This is a genomic window from Nocardia sp. NBC_00416, assembly GCF_036032445.1.
GTDB lineage: Bacteria > Actinomycetota > Actinomycetes > Mycobacteriales > Mycobacteriaceae > Nocardia.
In genome coordinates, this window is the sequence record NZ_CP107932.1 from 7,110,648 (window position 1) to 7,128,416 (window position 17,769).

General features: G+C 68.5%; 15 protein-coding genes. 12 read left to right on the forward strand and 3 right to left on the reverse strand.

The annotated features are described in order from the left end of the window. The first annotated feature begins 432 nt into the window (after nucleotides 1-432). Nucleotides 433-2,229 carry a DEDD exonuclease domain-containing protein gene (locus tag OG804_RS30980; protein WP_328392177.1) on the forward strand — a complete coding sequence of 599 codons (1,797 nt, stop codon included), beginning with the start codon at nucleotides 433-435 and terminating at the stop codon, nucleotides 2,227-2,229. 145 nt (nucleotides 2,230-2,374) lie between these two features. Then, on the forward strand, nucleotides 2,375-2,650 hold the full coding sequence (locus OG804_RS30985) for an Lrp/AsnC family transcriptional regulator (protein WP_328392178.1): 276 nt from the start codon (nucleotides 2,375-2,377) through the stop codon (nucleotides 2,648-2,650). 18 nt (nucleotides 2,651-2,668) lie between these two features. On the opposite strand, the gene trpD is transcribed toward OG804_RS30985, so the two are convergent. Continuing rightward, nucleotides 2,669-3,727 carry an anthranilate phosphoribosyltransferase gene (gene trpD / locus OG804_RS30990; RefSeq protein WP_328392179.1) on the reverse strand — a complete coding sequence of 353 codons (1,059 nt, stop codon included), beginning with the start codon at nucleotides 3,725-3,727 and terminating at the stop codon, nucleotides 2,669-2,671. Between the two features lie 235 nt (nucleotides 3,728-3,962). Here trpD and ctaE point away from each other — a divergent pair, with 235 nt between their 5' ends. The 4 genes from ctaE to qcrB all read left to right on the forward strand — a co-directional run bounded on the left by ctaE (nucleotide 3,963) and on the right by qcrB (nucleotide 8,435). Next, nucleotides 3,963-4,571: an aa3-type cytochrome oxidase subunit III gene (gene ctaE / locus OG804_RS30995; RefSeq protein WP_328392180.1), complete on the forward strand. Its 609-nt coding sequence runs from the start codon at nucleotides 3,963-3,965 to the stop codon at nucleotides 4,569-4,571. A gap of 118 nt (nucleotides 4,572-4,689) precedes the next feature. Next, a complete protein-coding gene (qcrC, locus tag OG804_RS31000; protein ID WP_328392181.1) occupies nucleotides 4,690-5,553 on the forward strand; it encodes a cytochrome bc1 complex diheme cytochrome c subunit in 864 nt (287 codons plus the stop codon). Nucleotides 5,554-5,649: 96 nt separating this feature from the next. Then, nucleotides 5,650-6,798, forward strand: a complete 1,149-nt coding sequence (gene qcrA / locus OG804_RS31005) for a cytochrome bc1 complex Rieske iron-sulfur subunit (protein ID WP_328398851.1) — start codon at nucleotides 5,650-5,652, stop codon at nucleotides 6,796-6,798. Beyond that, entirely contained in the window at nucleotides 6,795-8,435 is a 1,641-nt protein-coding gene (gene qcrB, locus OG804_RS31010) for a cytochrome bc1 complex cytochrome b subunit (RefSeq protein WP_328392182.1), read from the forward strand. The genes qcrA and qcrB overlap by 4 nt, the downstream gene beginning before the upstream one ends. Before the next feature lie 91 nt (nucleotides 8,436-8,526). On the opposite strand, the gene OG804_RS31015 is transcribed toward qcrB, so the two are convergent. Next, nucleotides 8,527-9,015, reverse strand: coding sequence for a polyadenylate-specific 3'-exoribonuclease AS (locus tag OG804_RS31015; RefSeq protein WP_328392183.1), 489 nt, complete (start codon nucleotides 9,013-9,015; stop codon nucleotides 8,527-8,529). A gap of 172 nt (nucleotides 9,016-9,187) precedes the next feature. On the opposite strand from OG804_RS31015, the gene OG804_RS31020 reads away from it, so the two are divergent. From OG804_RS31020 to OG804_RS31040, 5 genes are all read left to right on the forward strand, one after another. Further along, nucleotides 9,188-10,573, forward strand: coding sequence for a class II 3-deoxy-7-phosphoheptulonate synthase (locus OG804_RS31020; RefSeq protein ID WP_328392184.1), 1,386 nt, complete (start codon nucleotides 9,188-9,190; stop codon nucleotides 10,571-10,573). A gap of 854 nt (nucleotides 10,574-11,427) precedes the next feature. Beyond that, nucleotides 11,428-12,438 (forward strand): helix-turn-helix domain-containing protein, encoded by a 1,011-nt coding sequence (locus OG804_RS31025; protein WP_328392185.1) that lies wholly within the window; start codon nucleotides 11,428-11,430, stop codon nucleotides 12,436-12,438. Between the two features lie 56 nt (nucleotides 12,439-12,494). Then, nucleotides 12,495-13,328 (forward strand): alpha/beta hydrolase, encoded by an 834-nt coding sequence (locus OG804_RS31030; RefSeq protein WP_328392186.1) that lies wholly within the window; start codon nucleotides 12,495-12,497, stop codon nucleotides 13,326-13,328. Between the two features lie 69 nt (nucleotides 13,329-13,397). Then, nucleotides 13,398-14,366 (forward strand): AraC family transcriptional regulator, encoded by a 969-nt coding sequence (locus tag OG804_RS31035; RefSeq protein WP_328392187.1) that lies wholly within the window; start codon nucleotides 13,398-13,400, stop codon nucleotides 14,364-14,366. A 92-nt stretch (nucleotides 14,367-14,458) separates the two neighbouring features. Continuing rightward, nucleotides 14,459-15,286 carry an alpha/beta fold hydrolase gene (locus OG804_RS31040; protein WP_442941681.1) on the forward strand — a complete coding sequence of 276 codons (828 nt, stop codon included), beginning with the start codon at nucleotides 14,459-14,461 and terminating at the stop codon, nucleotides 15,284-15,286. Between the two features lie 40 nt (nucleotides 15,287-15,326). Here the strand turns inward: OG804_RS31040 and pknB are convergent, their stop codons facing one another. Continuing rightward, nucleotides 15,327-17,240: a Stk1 family PASTA domain-containing Ser/Thr kinase gene (pknB, locus tag OG804_RS31045; protein WP_442941919.1), complete on the reverse strand. Its 1,914-nt coding sequence runs from the start codon at nucleotides 17,238-17,240 to the stop codon at nucleotides 15,327-15,329. A gap of 144 nt (nucleotides 17,241-17,384) precedes the next feature. Here pknB and OG804_RS31050 point away from each other — a divergent pair, with 144 nt between their 5' ends. Further along, nucleotides 17,385-17,753, forward strand: a complete 369-nt coding sequence (locus tag OG804_RS31050; RefSeq protein WP_328392189.1) for an Rv2175c family DNA-binding protein — start codon at nucleotides 17,385-17,387, stop codon at nucleotides 17,751-17,753. Nucleotides 17,754-17,769: the final 16 nt, after the last annotated feature.

Here is a 17,769-nt window from a genome sequence, read left to right on the forward strand (position 1 = left end):
ATCGATAAATGTGCGCAATGCAGCTTTCCGCTGGCAAACTGTGCGAGGGAAATCACATGCCGTCGAAAGATTGCGTCGCGGTTACGTCTGGATGAGATGGGCGGTCGCCGCCCTTGTTATTGCCGTGCATCTCGAGTGGAAAGCTCATCGCTTTCCCCAGCTCGAGCGGGGGGATGTCGCGCGCTGGACAGCGACCCTTCTGTGCTGTCGTCCAGTGTTTGCCCGGCCGGCCCGTGGTCGTTTTGGGCTCTCCGACCATTTTCTGAAGAATTCGGCAATTGCATAGCTAATGGACATCGAATGTGAACTGGCGCACAGTTTGGTGGTGAGAGGTGCGTAAGGGGGAACACAGACAGGTTCCGGCCCCGGACAAGATCACGCACAACGATCCGATAGCGCGAATCTGTCGGACCCGCCCCGTACCCTGCCGCCGTGTCCGAACCCGCGCCGCTGCCCGCCCGGCAACTGGCGTTCGACCAACTCGACACCCCGCTCTACGACACCACCTTCGTGGTCGTGGACCTGGAGACCACCGGCACCAGTCCGGCGGACGACGCGATCACCGAAATCGGCGCGGTGAAGGTGCGCGGCGGCGAGATACTCGGTGAATTCGCCACTCTCGTCGACCCGGGCCGGTCCATCCCGCCGACGGTCGTACAGATCACCGGCATCACCACCGCGATGGTGCGCGCCGCGCCGACCATCGAGGCGGTACTGCCCGGATTCCTGGAGTTCGCGGCCGGCGCGGTCCTGGTCGCGCACAACGCGCGATTCGATATGGGGTTCCTGAAAGCCGCCGCCACCCGCTGCGGCACCTCGTGGCCGCGGGCGCAGGTGGTGTGCACGGTGCGGCTCGCCCGCCGTGTTCTCGGCCGGGACGAGGCGCCGTCGGTACGCCTGGGAGCACTGGCACAGCTGCTCGGCGCGAACACCACTCCGACCCACCGCGCCCTCGACGACGCCCGTGCCACGGTGGATGTGCTGCACGCGCTGATCGGCCGGGTGGGCAATCAGGGCGTGCACAGTCTCACCGAGCTCATCGACTATCTGCCCGAGGTCACCGCCGGTCAGCGCGCGAAACGCGCACTCGCCGTAGACCTGCCCGCCGCACCCGGGGTCTACCTGTTCCGGGGCCCGTCCGACGAAGTCCTCTATATAGGGACCGCGGTGAACCTGCGCCGCCGGGTCCGCAGCTATTTCACCGGCTCGGAGACCCGGGGCCGGATCCGGGAGATGGTCCGGCTGGCCACTCGGGTCGATCACGTGGTGTGCGCGCACGGCCTCGAGGCCGGTGTCCGGGAACTGCGCCTGCTGGCCGCGCACGCCCCGCCCTACAACCGGCGCTCCAAATTCCCGAAGCGGGCCTGGTGGATCGCGCTGACCGCCGAAGCCTTTCCGCGGCTTTCGCTGGTCCGCGATCCCGGCGGCCCGGCCGTGGGCCCCTTCCGTGCGCGGGCCGCCGCCGCCGATATCGCCGCCACCGTGTCCGAATACTGCGGCCTGCGCACCTGTTCGGCCCGGCTGTCCCGGACCGCGCTGCACAGCTGCCCGCCGGAAGCGGTCGGTGGTTGCCCGGCCGCCACCCCCACGCCGCGCGGCGCCTACGCCTACGCCTACGCCGCGGACGCGGCGCGCGCCCTGTTCGCCGGAACCGACGACACCGCGATCCGCGCCCTGCTCTCCAGGATCGAGGCCTACGCCGTGGACGAGCAGTACGAATCCGCGGCGCGGTTACGTGATCGCGCGGCAGCCCTCATCCGCGCACTGCGCCGCACCCAGCGGCTGGCCGCCCTGGCCCGGCCGGCCGAACTCGTCGCCGCCCACCCCGACGGCGCCGGCGGCTGGGAGTTTGCGGTGATCCGCTACGGCAGGCTCGCGGGCGCGGGGACCGCCGCACGCGGCATTCCGCCCATGCCGGTGGTCGAACAGATCGTGGCCGGGGCGCAGACGGTGCTGCCCACCGGACCCGGCGCGCAGGAGGCGCGGTCGGCGGAACTTCCGCTGGCCGGAGCCGGGCCGCAACCGCCGCCGCTGCGTGGCGCCTCACCCGAGGAGGTGGCACTGATCGCGAGCTGGCTCGAACGTCCCGGCGTGCGGATCGTGCGCACCACCGACGGGTACGCCGAACCGGCCCACGGCACGGGGCGCTGGATCGGCTGGGCCGAAGCCGCCGACGCCGCCGCGGGTGCGGCGCGCGGAGCGGAGTCCTACGACGAACAGCGCGGCTGATCGGCCGGGGCCGGTGACGCCTGGTCGCGCTCCGCGCGCCGTGCCGCTGGTTGCGCGGCGATGCCGCGCCGAAACGCGCCGGCCCGCACCGCGCCGAAGGAAGCTGCCGGGCCGCGGCCGGGCGCACGGTGCCTAGGCTGTCCCCATGATTACCGCGATCGTTCTGATCCAGGCCGACAACGGGCGTATTCCGGAGACCGCGCAGGCGGTGGCCGATACCCAGGGCGTCACCGAGGTGTACTCGTGCGCGGGAGATATCGACCTGATCGCCCTGGTGCGCGTCCGCGACCACGAGGAGGTCGCCGAGGTCGTCACGGCCCGCATCGACAAGGTGGCGGGCGTCCAGCGCACGGTCACCCATATCGCGTTCAAATCGTATTCGAGCGCCGACGTCGAGGCCGGGTTCGCCCTCGGGGAGTGATCCGCCCCGGGGCCGGGGTCAGTCGTCGCCGAGGGTCCGGGTGAGCGCGGCCCAGCGGTCCAGGAGGTCCGCGGCCGTACCGGTGTCGATGGCGCTGGCGGCGCGTTCGATCCCGCCCGCCAGGCGATCGTCGAGGCCGGCCGCGGTATCGACGCCGCGGGACAGGTCGTACGCGGCGATCGCGGCGGCGGAGTTCACCAGTACGGCGTCGCGCACCGCGCCGGGGATACCGGCCAGCACGTCCCGGGCGACCTGTGCGTTCACCTGGGCGTCGCCGCCGCGCAGCGCGTCCAAGTGGACCCTGGGGATACCGAATCGCGAGGGATCGATGACCGTGTGCCGCACGGCGCCGTCGGCGACCACATAGGCGTCGGTGACATCGGAGGTGGTGATCTCGTCCAGACCGTCGCGGCCGCGCACCACCAGCGCGCCGGCCCCACGGTCGGCGAATACGCCGGCGATGGTCTCCAGCAGATCCTCGAACGCGCATCCGACCAGTCCGGCGCGCGGCTGGGCCGGGTTGGTGAGCGGGCCGAGCACATTGAACACCGTCGGGATCCCGATCTCCTTACGCGCCGGTCCGGCGAACCGCAGGCCCGAATGGAACAGCGAGGCGAAGCAGAATCCGATCCCGACCTCGCGCACGCAGCGCGCCACCGATTCCGGTCCGAGGGCGAGTTTCACGCCGAGGGCCTCGAGCACGTCCGCGCCGCCGCTCTTGGAGGACGCGGCCCGGTTACCGTGCTTGACCACGGGGACTCCGGCCGCGGCGACCACGATCGAGGACATGGTGGAGATGTTCACCGACCCCGAACGGTCGCCGCCGGTGCCCACGATGTCCACCGCGTCGCCGTCGATCTTCACCAGGCGCGCGTGGCCGAGCATGCCGCGTGCCATGCCCGACAGTTCGGTCGGCGTAGGGCCCTTGATCTTCATCGCCACCCCGAACGCGGCGATCTGCGCGGAGGTGGAGTTATCGGTGAAGATCTCGTCGATCACCCAGGTCGTATCGTCCGCGGTGAGGTCCTGTCCGTCGGCCAGCGCCCCGAGCATCTGGGGCCAGCTGCGCACGCTCATCTCAATCTCCTCGTCGCACCGATATCGTGACCGAACGGTTGTGCACACCCTAAACCGCGCGCCGCACTCCGCACCGCACCACGTCATCGGCGCTGTTCGCGAGGCCGCCCGGAACCGGTCCCGCCGACACGCCGGACCGGTGTGAGAGACGCACGGAGCGGGTGAATCACGACACGGAAGATCAAGATGGGAACCCGACTTAGACTGTCGTACTACGAAGAGTCATACTTACCCCGTGACGACCGCAGTAGGTACCTCAGGATCGGCCATAACCCAGCGTGTGCACTCGCTGAACCGGCCCAACATGGTCAGCGTCGGTACCATCATCTGGCTGTCCAGCGAGCTGATGTTCTTCGCCGGCCTCTTCGCGATGTACTTCGTCGCGCGAAGTCAGGCGCCCGAATGGCCGATGCCGCCGACCGAGCTGAACATGAAGCTGGCCATCCCGGTCACCGCGGTCCTGATCGCCTCGTCGTTCACCTGCCAGATGGGTGTGTTCGCGGCCGAACGCGGTGACGTGTTCGGGCTGCGCCGCTGGTACGTCGTCACCTTCTTCATGGGCGCGTTCTTCGTGTGCGGGCAGGCCTACGAGTACTACCACCTGGTGGCGGAGGGGACCTCGATCTCCGGCAGCTCCTACGGGTCGGTGTTCTACATCACCACCGGATTCCACGGTCTGCACGTGATCGGCGGTCTGATCGCCTTCCTGTTCCTGCTCGCGCGGACCGCGATGAGCAAGTTCACGCCCGCTCAGGCGACCGCCGCGATCGTCGTCTCCTACTACTGGCACTTCGTCGACATCGTCTGGATCGGGCTCTTCGCCACGATCTACTTCGTCCGGTGACGCCGACCGGCGCCCGAGCATCAGCGCCGGAGGAGGTAGCGCAGCGTGACCACGCAGGCATAGCTCGGGTGCACAAGTCAACAGCCCACCAGGTTCCGTCTACTCCAAAGGGACACAGATGAGTTCATCGCCCCCGACAGCGCCAGCGCCCGCCAGCGGTGGGCACGGCGAGGCCAGCAAGAAGCGCAGGCAGCGGCGGGTACGCCGACGGATAGCGGGCGGCCTCGCGCTCATGGTGGGTCTCGTCGGAGCCGGTTTCCTCGCCTCGGCGCTCACCCCTGAACCGCAGGTCGCCACGGCGAACGAGGATTCGGTGGCGCTGATCCGCGAGGGTCAGCAACTGTACGAGACCTCCTGCGTCACCTGCCACGGCGCCAACCTGCAGGGCGTCGCCGACCGCGGCCCGAGCCTGATCGGCGTCGGCGAGGCGGCCGTGTACTTCCAGGTGTCCTCCGGGCGCATGCCGATGACCCGCAACGAAGCGCAGGCCGAACGCAAACCCCCGAAGTTCGATGCGCACCAGACCGATGCTCTCGGCGCCTATGTCGCAGCCAACGGCGGCGGCCCGACGGTGATCCGCGACGCCAACGGTGAGATCGCCCAGGAGTCGCTGCGCGGCGACGATATCGGCCGCGGTAGCGAACTGTTCCGGATGAACTGCGCGTCCTGCCACAACTTCACCGGCCGCGGCGGCGCGCTGTCCTCGGGCAAGTTCGCCCCCCCGCTGGAGGAGGCGTCCGAGGCGCAGCTCTGGACCGCCATGGTGACCGGCCCCCAGAACATGCCGAAATTCTCCGACCGGCAGCTCAGCCCGGAGGAGAAGCGCGACATCATCGCCTACGTCAAGGACTCGGCCGAGGCGAAGTCGCCCGGCGGCTGGGGCCTGGGCGGGTTCGGTCCCGCCACCGAGGGCCTGGCCATGTGGACCATCGGCATCGTGGCGGTTGTGGGTGCGGCGATCTGGATCGGATCCCGGACATGACCGGGTCAGCGCCCGGCGTCGGTAGCCACGGCGGGCATCCGGGCATGTCCCATCGGAAGGGCTCTAGCCATGAGTGAAGAACAGGAGCGAAACGAGATGGGTCGCCTGGACAAAGATTCCGCGGCCGCGACCCCGGCGGAACCGACCGAGGCCGAACTGGACGCGATGTCGCGGGAGGAGCTCGTCGAGCTCGGGACCGCGCGTGACGGCGTAGAAGTGGTCTACCGGCGGGAACGCTGGCCGGTGCCGGGCACTCGCGCGGAGAAGCGGGCCGAACGGCAGGTCGCGTTCTGGTTCGCGATCTCCGGTCTGGCCGCTGCCGCGCTGGTAGGCGTGTTCCTGTTCTGGCCCTGGGAGTACAAGGGCAAGGAAGACAGCGGGCACGGCATCTACGCGCTCACCACTCCGCTCTACGGCCTGACCTTCGGTCTGTCCATCCTGGCCGTCGGTATCGCCGTGGTGCTCATCCGCAAGAAGTTCATTCCCGCGGAGCTGTCGGTACAGGACCGCCACGACGGCAAGTCCAGCGAGGTCGACCGGCGCACGCTGGCCGCCGAACTGGGCGACGCCCTGGAGACCTCCACCCTGGGCCGCCGCAAGCTCATCACCCGCACGGCCGGTGCCGGCCTCGGTGTGTTCGGACTCGGCGCGCTGCTGGTGTTCGTCGGCGGCATGGTGAAGAACCCCTGGGCGCAGCGCGAGAAGTCGCCGCTGTGGGTATCGGGCTGGACCCCGGACTATCCGGGCGAAACCATCTACATCCGCCGCGATACCGGCCGTCCACAGGACATCGTCCTGGTCCGCCCCGAGGACCTGGACGCGGGCGCCATGGAGACCGTCTTCCCGTGGAAGGAATCCTGGCGCGGTGACGAGCACGCGACTCTGCAGTCGCTGCGCGGTATCCGAAACGCCGTCATGATGATCCGGTTGCGGACCGAGGACGCGAAGAACGCGATCAAACGTAAGGGTCAGGAGAGCTTCAACTTCGGCGACTACTTCGCCTACTCGAAGATCTGCACCCACCTCGGCTGCCCGACCTCGTTGTTCGAACAGCAGACCAACCGAATTCTGTGCCCGTGCCATCAGTCGCAGTTCTCCGCGACCGAATGGGGCAAGCCGATCTTCGGTCCTGCCGCCCGAGCGCTGCCGCAGCTGCCGATCACCGTAAACTCCGAGGGGTACCTGGTCGCCAACGGTGACTTCATCGAACCCCTCGGCCCGGCCTTCTGGGAGCGTCGATCATGAGTGCTGGAGAGGCTGTCGGCCGCAAGCTTGCGGCACAGGCCAACGAAGTGGACGAGCGGTATCGCGCCGCCGCCTTCATGAAACGATCGATCAACAAGGTGTTCCCCACCCATTGGTCGTTCCTGCTGGGTGAGATCGCGCTCTACGCGTTCATCATCCTGCTGCTGTCGGGCGTGTACCTGACCCTGTACTTCGATCCGTCGATGACGCACGTGACCTATGACGGCGCCTACCAGCCGCTGCGCGGTGTCGGCATGTCACGGGCCTACGAGACCGCCCTCAACATCTCCTTCGAGGTGCGCGGCGGCCTGTTCGTCCGGCAGGTGCACCACTGGGCGGCGCTGCTGTTCGCCGCGTCGATCATCATCCACCTGTTCCGCATCTTCTTCACCGGCGCGTTCCGCAAACCGCGTGAGGCGAACTGGGTGATCGGCTCGCTGCTGCTGATCCTGGCCATGTTCGAGGGCTTCTTCGGCTACTCGCTGCCCGACGACCTGCTCTCGGGCACCGGCCTGCGGGCCGCGTTCGGCGGTATCACCATGGGTATCCCCGTCATCGGCACGTGGATGCACTGGCTGATGTTCGGCGGCGATTTCCCCGGCGAGATCATCATCCCGCGCCTCTACATCGCGCACGTGCTGCTGTTCCCGGGCATCATGCTGGCGCTCATCGCCGCACACGTCGCGATCGTCTGGTATCAGAAGCACACCCAGTTCCCCGGACCGGGACGCACCGAGAAGAACGTGGTGGGCGCCCGGATCGTCCCGGTGTTCGCTGCCGATCAGGGTGCGTTCTTCGCCTTCACCCTCGGTTTCGTGGCCGTCATGGGCGGTGTGCTGCAGATCAACCCGATCTGGAACCTGGGTCCGTACAACCCGTCGCAGGTGTCGGCCGGTTCGCAGCCGGACTTCTACATGATGTGGACCGACGGTCTGGCGCGGTTGATGCCACCGTGGGAGCTGTACCTGGGCCGCTACACCGTGCCCGCGGTGTTCTGGGTCGCGCTGATCATGGGCCTGGTGTTCATGGTGCTGATCGCCTACCCGTGGATCGAGAAGAAGCTCACCGGCGATTACGCGCGGCACAACCTGCTGCAGCGGCCGCGCGACGTTCCGGTGCGGACCGCGATCGGCGCCATGGCCATTGCCTTCTACGTGGTGCTCACGCTGTCCTGTGTCAACGACATCCTGGCGCTCAAGTTCGACATCTCGTTGAACGCGACCACCTGGATCGGGCGTATCGGTCTGCTGGTCGCACCGCCGGTCGCCTACTTCCTCGCCTACCGGTTCTGCATCGGTCTGCAGCGCAGCGACCGCGCGGTACTGGAACACGGTATCGAGACCGGTGTGATCAAGCGGCTGCCGCACGGTGAGTACATCGAGGTGCACCAGCCGCTGGGCCCGGTGGACGGCCACGGGCATCCGATCCCGCTGGAATACCAGGGCGCCGTGGTGCCCAAGAAGATGAACCAGCTGGGTTCGGCGGGACAGCCGGGTACCGGCAGCTTCCTGCGGGCCGACCCGCGCGCGGAGAGCGACCAGCATTTCGCGACCGAGCTGGAAGAAGAGCACCGCCAGCTCGCCGTGCTCAAGCGAGTGCAGGACGAGGCGGAGTCCAACGGACACGGCGGACACTGATCCGCACCCGCGACACCGTGTCGTAGTGGCGCCCCCGGAACCTTCCGGGGGCGCCACTACGTTTTCCGGGACCGGGTGTAGCGGTCCGCTGTCAGCGGCGTCGAGCCGCCTCTATCGCCTCGAATTTGGCGAGGTTGTGCCGGGCATCGGCGAGCGCGTCGTGCGCGTCCCGGGGCGGCGGCGGTAGATCGGGGCGGCCGTGGGCCTCCCAGTGCTGGCGCAGCTCGTTGGTGTAGCGGGGGAGGGTAGCGGGCAGATCCACCATCGACCCCCACAGCTGGCACAGCACCACATGGTCGTAGGCGCCGACCCACGCCCACATCTCCGGCTGCACCGTGGGCCGCGGGACCAGGAAGCGGAGCAGCTCGTCGCGGATCTGCGCCCGGGTACGCCACAGCGGAGAGGCGGCCGGAGGCAGTTTCGGCAGCACATTCTTGCGGACCCACGGCCCGGCCCGCGCGGCATCGAACTCCGAAGACACCGCATAGTATTCGCGGCCGTCCTCGCCGACCACTCCGATCGACACGAGATCGATCACGCGGCCGTCCTCGATGAACTCCGAATCGTAGAAATATCGCAAGTAGCGGATCCCGTCGGCAGCAGTATTGATCGGGATGAGCCTACGCGTGCGTGTGCTGCGACCCGCCGGAGACCGGAGGGCATCGAGTGCCACCGCAGTGGTGGCCCATTCGGAACCCGGCCGCGACCCCGGCGCCGCCGGGGGCGGCATCCTCGCCACGTATCCTGAACATGTGAACTGGACCGTCGACGTGCCCATCGATCGTTTGCCCGAGTTGCCTCCACTGCCGTCGGACCTGCGTAAACAGCTCGACGACGCGCTGTCGCGGCCGGCGCTGCAGCAGCCCTCCTGGGACCCGGAACAGGCGGCTGACATGCGTACGGTGCTGGAGAGCGTGCCGCCGATCTGCCTGCCGGGCGAGGTCGACGAGCTGCGCGAACGGCTCGCCGAAGTCGCGCGCGGTGAAGCGTTCCTGATGCAGGGCGGGGACTGCGCGGAAACCTTCGCCGACAACACCGAGCCGCATATCCGCGGGAATATCCGCACGCTGCTGCAGATGGCCGTGGTGCTCACCTACGGCGCCAGCCTGCCGGTGGTGAAGGTGGCGCGGATCGCCGGCCAGTACGCCAAACCGCGATCCTCCGATACCGACGCGCTCGGACTGCGGTCCTATCGCGGCGATATGGTCAACTCGCTGGTCGCCGACCCCGCCGTACGCGAACACGACCCCTCCCGCCTGGTGCGTGCCTACGCCAACGCCAGTGCCGCGATGAATCTGGTGCGCGCACTGACCCACGCCGGAATGGCAGACCTGCACCGGGTGCACGACTGGAACCGGGATTTCGTCGCACAATCACCGGCCGGGGCGCGGTACGAAGCACTCGCCGGAGAAATCGACCGCGGCCTGCGATTCATGACAGCCTGCCGGGTCAACGACCCGAGCCTGCAATCGGCGCGCATCTACGCCTCGCACGAAGCGCTGGTGCTGGACTACGAGCGAGCGATGCTGCGCCTCGCCGAGAACTCCGCGGGCGAACCGGCGCTCTACAACCTGTCCGCCCACTTCCTGTGGATCGGCGAACGCACCCGCCAGCTCGACGGCGCGCATATCGCCCTCGCCGAACTGCTCGCCAACCCGATCGGCCTGAAGATCGGGCCCACCACCACCCCCGAACAAGCGGTGGAATACGTGGAGCGCCTCGACCCGAACAACGAGCCCGGCCGGCTGACGCTGGTATCCCGGATGGGCAACACGAAAGTCCGCGAAATCCTCCCGGCGATCGTGGCGAAAGTGCAGTCCACCGGCCACCAGGTCATCTGGCAGTGCGACCCGATGCACGGCAACACCCACGAATCCTCGACCGGTTTCAAAACCCGGCACTTCGACCGCATCGTCGACGAGGTTCAGGGTTTCTTCGAGGTCCACCATGCGCTCGGCACCCACCCCGGCGGCCTGCACATCGAACTCACCGGCGAAGACGTCACCGAATGCCTGGGCGGCGCCCAGGACATCTCCGACCTGGACCTGTCCGGGCGCTATGAGACGGCCTGCGACCCGCGCCTGAACACCCAGCAGTCCCTCGAACTGTCCTTCCTGGTCGCGGAGATGCTGCGGTGACATGACCCCGGCTGTGTTTATTTGCCCCGCCTTCGGCGGGGCGGGTCGGGGCCCTTGTCAACCCCGGTTCTTCACTCCGCCGCTCAGTCGCTGCGCTCCCTCGCTCTGTCGCTCCAGAACCGGGGCGGGCCCCGACTGTGTTGGATTGCCCCGCCTCCGGCGGCGCGGGTCGCGGCCCTTGTCAACCCCGGTTCTTCACTCCGCCGCTCAGTCGCTGCGCTCCCTCGCTCTGTCGCTCCAGAACCGGGGCGGGCCCCGACTGTGTTGGATTGCCCCGCCTCCGGCGGCGCGGGTCGCGGCCCTCGTTAACCCCGGTTCTTCACTCCGCCGCTCAGTCGCTGCGCTCCCTCGCTCTGTCGCTCCAGAACCGGGGCGGGCCCCGACCACTTGATGCTGACCTTGTCAGGTGGGGTGGGTGATTTGTGGAGGTTGAGGATGTCAGCACTGCCCTGACGTTGGAGGGTGGGTTGCTCGTGACGGTGGGCTCACCTACACAGTGAGGTAACTCGCGGTGGTGGGCGGGGGGCTGTCCGCGCCGCGGTGCGCGATATCGCGCACAATCCGCTGCGCGACCTCGTCCGCGACTACATCTGGCAGGGGTGGGACCACCCCGACACCATGGGCGACACCCTCGGTGATTCGGCGCTGTCGCTGCTGCGTACCCTGCTCGGATCGCCCGCCACCTCGAGGCTTCGCCGAATCGTTCGGTTTCACCCCCGCCGCTCGGAACCGGTTGTGCGCCCATGACAGGGGCGTGCGCGGGACGCGTGCCGATTCGGCGCGCGAGGTGCGCGAATGGTGACCTATTCTGCCCTTACGCGGGGCGAGCGGCTGGTTGGGCGGGAAGGTTCGGCATGGTAGTGGTGTTCCGGTCACAGGATTTCGCCGCGCACGAACGTGCCGACGCGACACGCGTCGCCATGCAAGAACAGTCGGTGCCCTCCCACGTGGAGCTGGAGAATCCGGACAGGGTGGATTCCCTCATGGAAGTCTGGCCCTACGGGGAAGCGAGCATCTTCCGCAGCGTCATGACCGGCTACCAGTTGGTGCGTTCCCCGAACCAGGTGAAGGCGGGCCCCGCCGATGTCCTCGCCATCGCGGTGCAGGAGAGCAGTATCGGCTACAACGAACAGTTCGGCAGGCAGCAGGTGCTGGCCACCGGAGAGCTGTTCGTGGTCGATCTCAATACGCCCTATGACTACCAGCTGGCCGGATACGGCAGTTCGCAATGCTTGCACGTCCCGATCGAAGCCGTCGGCCTGCCGCATGAGGTGGTGCGCGAAGCCGCGAGCAGACTCGCCGCGAGCCCGCTGTACAACCTGGTGACCGCGCAGATCGGGGAACTGACCCGGCACGCCGAACGACTCAGCGCCGACCCCGCCGCACCGGCCCTCGGGGAGACCAGTGTCGAACTCGCCCGGGCACTGCTGGCCTCCGCCTACGACATCGATTACGCGCGCGGGCTCATGGCCGAAGTGCTGTTACCGCGGGTCCGGGCCTATGCGCGCCGACACCTCGGCGAGCCCGCTCTCACCCCGGAACGGATCGCGCGCGCACACGACATCTCCACGCGCAGGCTGTTCCGGCTGTGCGCCGACGCCGGATTCAGCCTCGAGCAGTGGATCATCGCCGAACGCCTCGCCGGCGCCCGCGCCGATCTGGCCCGCCGGGAAGATGCCGCGACCGCCATCGCCGCGGTGGCGCGGCGCTGGGGATTCGTCAACAACGCGCATTTCAGCAGACGGTTCCGCGACATGTTCGGCATGTCGCCCAGGGAATGGCGGCGCATCGCGCCCGAGGAACGCGGCGCCGACAGCACACAACCGTGCCGCGCGAGCCAGTTCGAGCACCCGCGCGCGTTCTAGCCTGGCGGCGTCCGACAGCCCGCGGCGGACCGCACCGCACGAGACGGAGACACGATATGACCACCACACCCGACACCATCGTCCTGGTCCACGGTCTGTGGATGACCCCACGCAGCTGGGAGCACTGGGTCGAGTACTACGGGGCCAAGGGCTTCACCGTGCTGACCCCCGCCTACCCCGGTTTCGAGATCGAAGTGGAAGCGCTGCGGGAGGACCCCTCGCTCATCGCCGAGCTCACGGTGCAGGAGACCGTCGACCACCTCGCCGCCGCGATCGAATCGGTGCCGACGCCGCCGATCATCATGGGGCATTCGTTCGGTGGAACCCTCACCCAGCTGCTCATCGACCGTGGCCTCGGCGTCGCGGCGGTGGCGATCGACTCCGCGCCGACCGAAGGGGTGCGCGTCACCCCGCCCTCGCAGGCGAAATCGCTGTTCCCGGTGCTCAAGAGCCTGTCGAACCGGCACAAGGCGGTCGGCTTCACTGCCGAGGAGTTCCACTACGCGTTCACCAACACCATCGACGAGAATGCGTCGCGCGCCGCCTACGACCGCTACCACATCCCCGCACCCGGCAACTGGGTGTGGACCTACGGGGTATTCGAGAACTTCCGGCCCGGCCACCATGAGACGTGGGTCGACTACTCCCGTGACGACCGCGCCCCGCTGCTGTTCATCGGCGGCAGCGAAGACCACATCATGCCGCCGTCGGTGAACAAATCCAACGCCGCGCATTACCACAAGTCCGCGGCCGTCACCGAATACCACGAATTCCCCGGCCGCTCGCATTGGACCTGCGCCGAACCCGGCTGGCAAGAAGTCGCCGACTACGCACTGGACTGGGCGCTGACGCAGGCGGCGAAGCCCGCCACCGAATCCGTCGCCGACTGAGACCCGCATCCCGGCGCGAGGGCTCGATAAGATCTGAAGTCCGCGTTACCGGCAGCGAGGAGGCCCGGCATGGCACTACTGCTCGAGGTCTCCGAGGCACGGCCCTACGACCGGGCCGCGCTGCGATCGGCATTGCGTCGCGCCGGACTGCCGCGGTCGATCTCGGTGACCCCGCTGCCCTCGACCGCGCCACGCATGCGGGTGCACAGCTGGGAACTGGGTGACGGTACGGCACTACTGCGGTTGGAGAGCACGGGTATCGCCGTCGCCCGGTCCGCGCCACGGCCGGGCGAGACGCCGGTCCGGCGCATGGGGGTGGCCGTGCTCTCCCCCGGCGAATGGAGGTTGAACCGGGCCGGTGACACCGTCGCACCGGTGCCGGGCGAACCGACACTGGTCGCCGTGGACGACGCGACGCGGTTCGACTTCCGTCGCGGCAGCACGGGAACGATACTCGCACTGCATTTCGACTGCGCCCGAATCAATCTCGCCACCTCGACGACGGCCAGAGCGATGCGCGGCCTGCATTCGGGTAATTCCCTGTACGGGTTGGTGCGCACCTATCTGCAGCAACTCGCGACGGTGGCGAGCGCCAACGAGGAGATGTTGCCCGAACTGCACAGCACCACCATGGATCTCATCCGGGCGCTGCTGCTGAACGCCGCCGATGACCCGGATGCGGTACCGGCGAACCCGGATACGGTGCAACACATCCGGCGTTTCATCGAGGACCATCTCGACGATTCCGCGCTGTGTGCGGAGATGATCGCCGCCGCGCACAATATCTCCCCGCGCCAGCTGTACAAGGTGTGGGCGCGCACCGGCACCGGACTCGCCGACCACATCATCGGCCGCAGACTGGACCGGGCCCGCGAAACATTGCGCGCCCAACGCCATCTCACCATCACCGCGGTGGCGCACCGGCACGGATTCAGCGACCCCACCCACTTCGCCCACCGCTTCCGCGCCGCCTACGGTGTCACCCCCTCCCAGTGGCGCCACGGTGCGGCCACCGGCATCGCGGTCGCGTCGCGCTGAGCACACAATCGTGCCCGCGCAGCCAGATCGGCGGCGGTACTGCTTCCTAGAGTTGGGCACGAGATCTGTCTCGTTCGAACACCGGAGGATCCATGAAGTCCCGAACAATGCTTCGCCGAGGGCTCCGCACTGCCGCGACGGTCGCCGTCGCCTTCCTCGCCGTCAGCGGCCTGGCCGCGGCACCCGCCGCTGCCGCGACCACACCCACTGTCGTACTCGTGCACGGCGCCTTCGCCGATGCCGGCGGCTGGGCGGACGTGGCGGCGCAACTGTCCGCGAGCGGCTACCCGGTGCGCACCTTCGACAACCCCCTGCGCGGCCCGGCCGGTGACGCCGCCCGGCTGACCGACTTCCTTGCGGGTATCAAGGGACCGATCGTGCTGGTCGGGCATTCCTACGGTGGCGTGGTCATCACCAACACCCACGATCCCGATGTGCGGGCCAATGTCTACATCGCCGCATTCGCTCCCGACCGCGGCGAATTCGTACAGGGGCTGCTGAATCCGATCACCTACCCGGGCAGCAGATTGCTTCCGCCCGCACTGCAACTCACCGCGGTCCCCGACACGTCGAGCCCGGTCGGCGCCGGAGTGGACGGCTATATCAGCCGGGACTACTTCCACGAGGTGTTCTGCCAGGATGTTTCCCCGGCCGTCGCCGCGGATATGTTCGCCCACCAGAAGTCCGCGGCACTGGTCGCCAATCTCGAACCCAGCGGGGACCCGTCCTGGTCGGACACGCCGAGCTGGTACCTGGTCTCCCGCGACGATCGGGTGATTCCGCCCGCGCTGCAGCGGATGATGGCGGGCCGGGCCGCACCGGGGCACACCGCCGAAGTCGACGCCTCGCACGTTTCGCTGGTCTCGCAGCCGGGCCGGGTCACCGCCCTGGTGCGCGAGGCCATCACCGCCACGTCCTGACACCTCCGACGGCCGTGGCCGGCCGCCCGGTCCGCTCCCATCAAGGGAAGGCGACGATGGTGACCGTCGCCCCCGGTTCGACATTGGCGTTCGCGGGCGGGTTCTGCGAGACCACGGCCGAGGAGTCCAGGGGCGCGAGCTGGCGGACCTGGACCGTCAGGCCGAGGGATTGCAGGGTCTGGCGGGCGTCGGAGACCTTCTTTCCGGTGACCGACGGCATCGTGACGGCCTCGCAGATCAGCAGGGTGACCGAGGAGCCGGCGTCGACAGTGGTGCCGACCGCCGGGTCCGTGCCGATCACCCGACCGGCCTCCACGAGCTTGTCGTAGACATTGCGTTCGCCGCCCACGGTGAGGCCGAGGTCGGCGAGTTTCGCCCGGGCCTGGTCGGGGGTGGCGGCGCGTAGGTCCGGTAGCTGGACGGGTTTGGAGCCGTTGCTCTTCCAGACTTGCACGTGGGCGCCGGCGGGCAGGACAGTGCCTGGGCCGGGATCGATCCGGGCCACGGTGCCCTCGGGGGCGGTGCTGGCGATCTCGCCGCCGTCGACCGGTTGCAGGCCCTGATCGCGGATGAGCTGCTGGACGTCGTCCCAGTTGTCGCCGGGGGAGACCGCAGGCACCTGTGGTTTACCGCTGGACACCAGGATGTCGATGGTGGAGCCCTTGGTCTGCCGGGCGCCCGGTCCCGGGTCGGTGCCCACCACACCGCCCACGGGCACGGTATCGGAGGCTTTGTCCCGGGTCCCGGTCTCGAATCCGGTGTCCCGCAGTTCGGCGGTGGCGTTCTCGAGGGTCATGCCCGCGACCGACGGGACGGTGGCGTAGCGGCCCATCCCGAGCCACCAGCCGCCGACTCCGACGAGCAGGGTCAGCACCACCACGACGGCGGCCCAGATCATGCCGTTGCGCCGGTTGGTGGCCCGGTTCTCCTGGTAGGAGCCGTACTGAGTGGGCTGCTGCGGCGGGATATAGGTCGGCGGCGGCGGTCCGTCGACGCGCGGCCGGGCCGTGGTGACCATCCGGGTGGCGTGCGGTCCGGCGGCGGGCTCGGGGGCGGGGGGCCGGGTGATCGGATGCCGGGCGCTGGTGTGCTCGGCCGAATCGCGGGGTGCGGGGACCCGATAGGAGGGCAGGTCCAGGCTCGCGGCGATGGCGCGCAGTTCGGCGACCATCTCGTTGGCGTCGGCGAACCGGTGGCCGGGTTCTCGTGCGGTCGCGCGAGCGACCAGACGGTCGAACTCGGGTGGCACCCCGGCGATGAAATCGCTGGGCGCGGGTACGTCGTTCTCCACTCGCTGGTAGGCCACCGACAAGGAGTTGTCGCCGGTGAACGGCACCTTTCCGGTGAGCAGCTCGAAGATCAGGATCCCGAACGCGTACACATCGCTGCGGGCGTCGGCACTACCGGAGGTCACCTGTTCGGGTGACAGGTAGGCGGCGGTGCCCAGGATGACGCTGGCCGAAGTGGTGTTGGCCGCCGCGACCGCGCGGACCAAGCCGAAGTCCGCGATCTTGACATCGCCGCCGTCGGAGATGAGCACGTTCTCCGGTTTCACATCGCGATGCACCAGCCCCGCGGCGTGTGCGACACCGATCGCGGCCAGCACGGGCTCGGCGACCGCGCGTACCGCGTGCGGCGGCATCGGCCCCCGTTCGCGCAACAGTTCGCGCAGCGTGCCGCCCTGGACCAGCTCCATGACCAGGAACGGGTACTCGCCGTCGATGCCCTGGTCGTACACCTCCACCAGGGAGGAATGTTTGAGCCCGGCGACGGCGCGGGCCTCGAATTCGAAGCGGCTCAGGAACTGGGGGTCGCCGGCGAATTTGGGATCCATCACCTTGATGGCGACCTGGCGGCCCAGGCGGGTGTCGACCCCGCGGAACACCATCGACATCCCACCCCGAGCGATCGGCGCGTCGATCTGGTAGCGCCGGTCCAGTACCGCGCCGATCAATTGTCCTCCGGCTGTCACGAACCTCTCCACCTTCGTACCGTGTCCGACACGGTGGCCGCCCCGCGCGGCTCCACCGATGGTATCGGCCGGACTGATCCGGGTGTCTCACGGCGGGGAGATGGGCAGCGTCTACCGTTGTCACCCGTGAGTGTCTTTCCCTGCAGCGACGATGTCCTGCCCGCCTCGGTCCCTCTGCTCGCGCTCCCCGAAGTCGCGAAGCAACTGGGCATCGTGGTGACCCGGGTGCACGAGCTGCTGCGCGAGAATCAGCTGCTCGCCGTCCGCCGGGACGGCGTGGTCGGGGTCCCGGAGATCTTCTTCGACGATACGGGCGCGGTGCTGAGATGGCTGCCGGGTCTGATCACGGTGATGCGCGACGCGAAATACACCGACGAGGAGATCCTCGAGTGGATCTTCACCGACGACGACACACTGCCCGGGAAACCGGTGGAGGCGCTGCACGGTCACCTGGCGCGCGAGGTGCTGCGGCGCGCCGCAGCGGACCCGCTCTGACCCGCGGGCGCGGTCG

Bases quoted from the DNA above. Each gene is read 5' to 3' on its own strand.
- OG804_RS30985 (WP_328392178.1), top strand. From the start codon at position 2,375: ATGATTACCGCGATCGTTCTGATCCAGGCCGACAACGGGCGTATTCCG.
- trpD (WP_328392179.1), bottom strand. From the start codon at position 3,727: ATGAGCGTGCGCAGCTGGCCCCAGATGCTCGGGGCGCTGGCCGACGGA.
- qcrC (WP_328392181.1), top strand. From the start codon at position 4,690: ATGAGTTCATCGCCCCCGACAGCGCCAGCGCCCGCCAGCGGTGGGCAC.
- qcrA (WP_328398851.1), top strand. From the start codon at position 5,650: ATGGGTCGCCTGGACAAAGATTCCGCGGCCGCGACCCCGGCGGAACCG.
- qcrB (WP_328392182.1), top strand. From the start codon at position 6,795: ATGAGTGCTGGAGAGGCTGTCGGCCGCAAGCTTGCGGCACAGGCCAAC.
- OG804_RS31025 (WP_328392185.1), top strand. From the start codon at position 11,428: ATGGTAGTGGTGTTCCGGTCACAGGATTTCGCCGCGCACGAACGTGCC.
- OG804_RS31030 (WP_328392186.1), top strand. From the start codon at position 12,495: ATGACCACCACACCCGACACCATCGTCCTGGTCCACGGTCTGTGGATG.
- OG804_RS31035 (WP_328392187.1), top strand. From the start codon at position 13,398: ATGGCACTACTGCTCGAGGTCTCCGAGGCACGGCCCTACGACCGGGCC.
- OG804_RS31040 (WP_442941681.1), top strand. From the start codon at position 14,459: ATGAAGTCCCGAACAATGCTTCGCCGAGGGCTCCGCACTGCCGCGACG.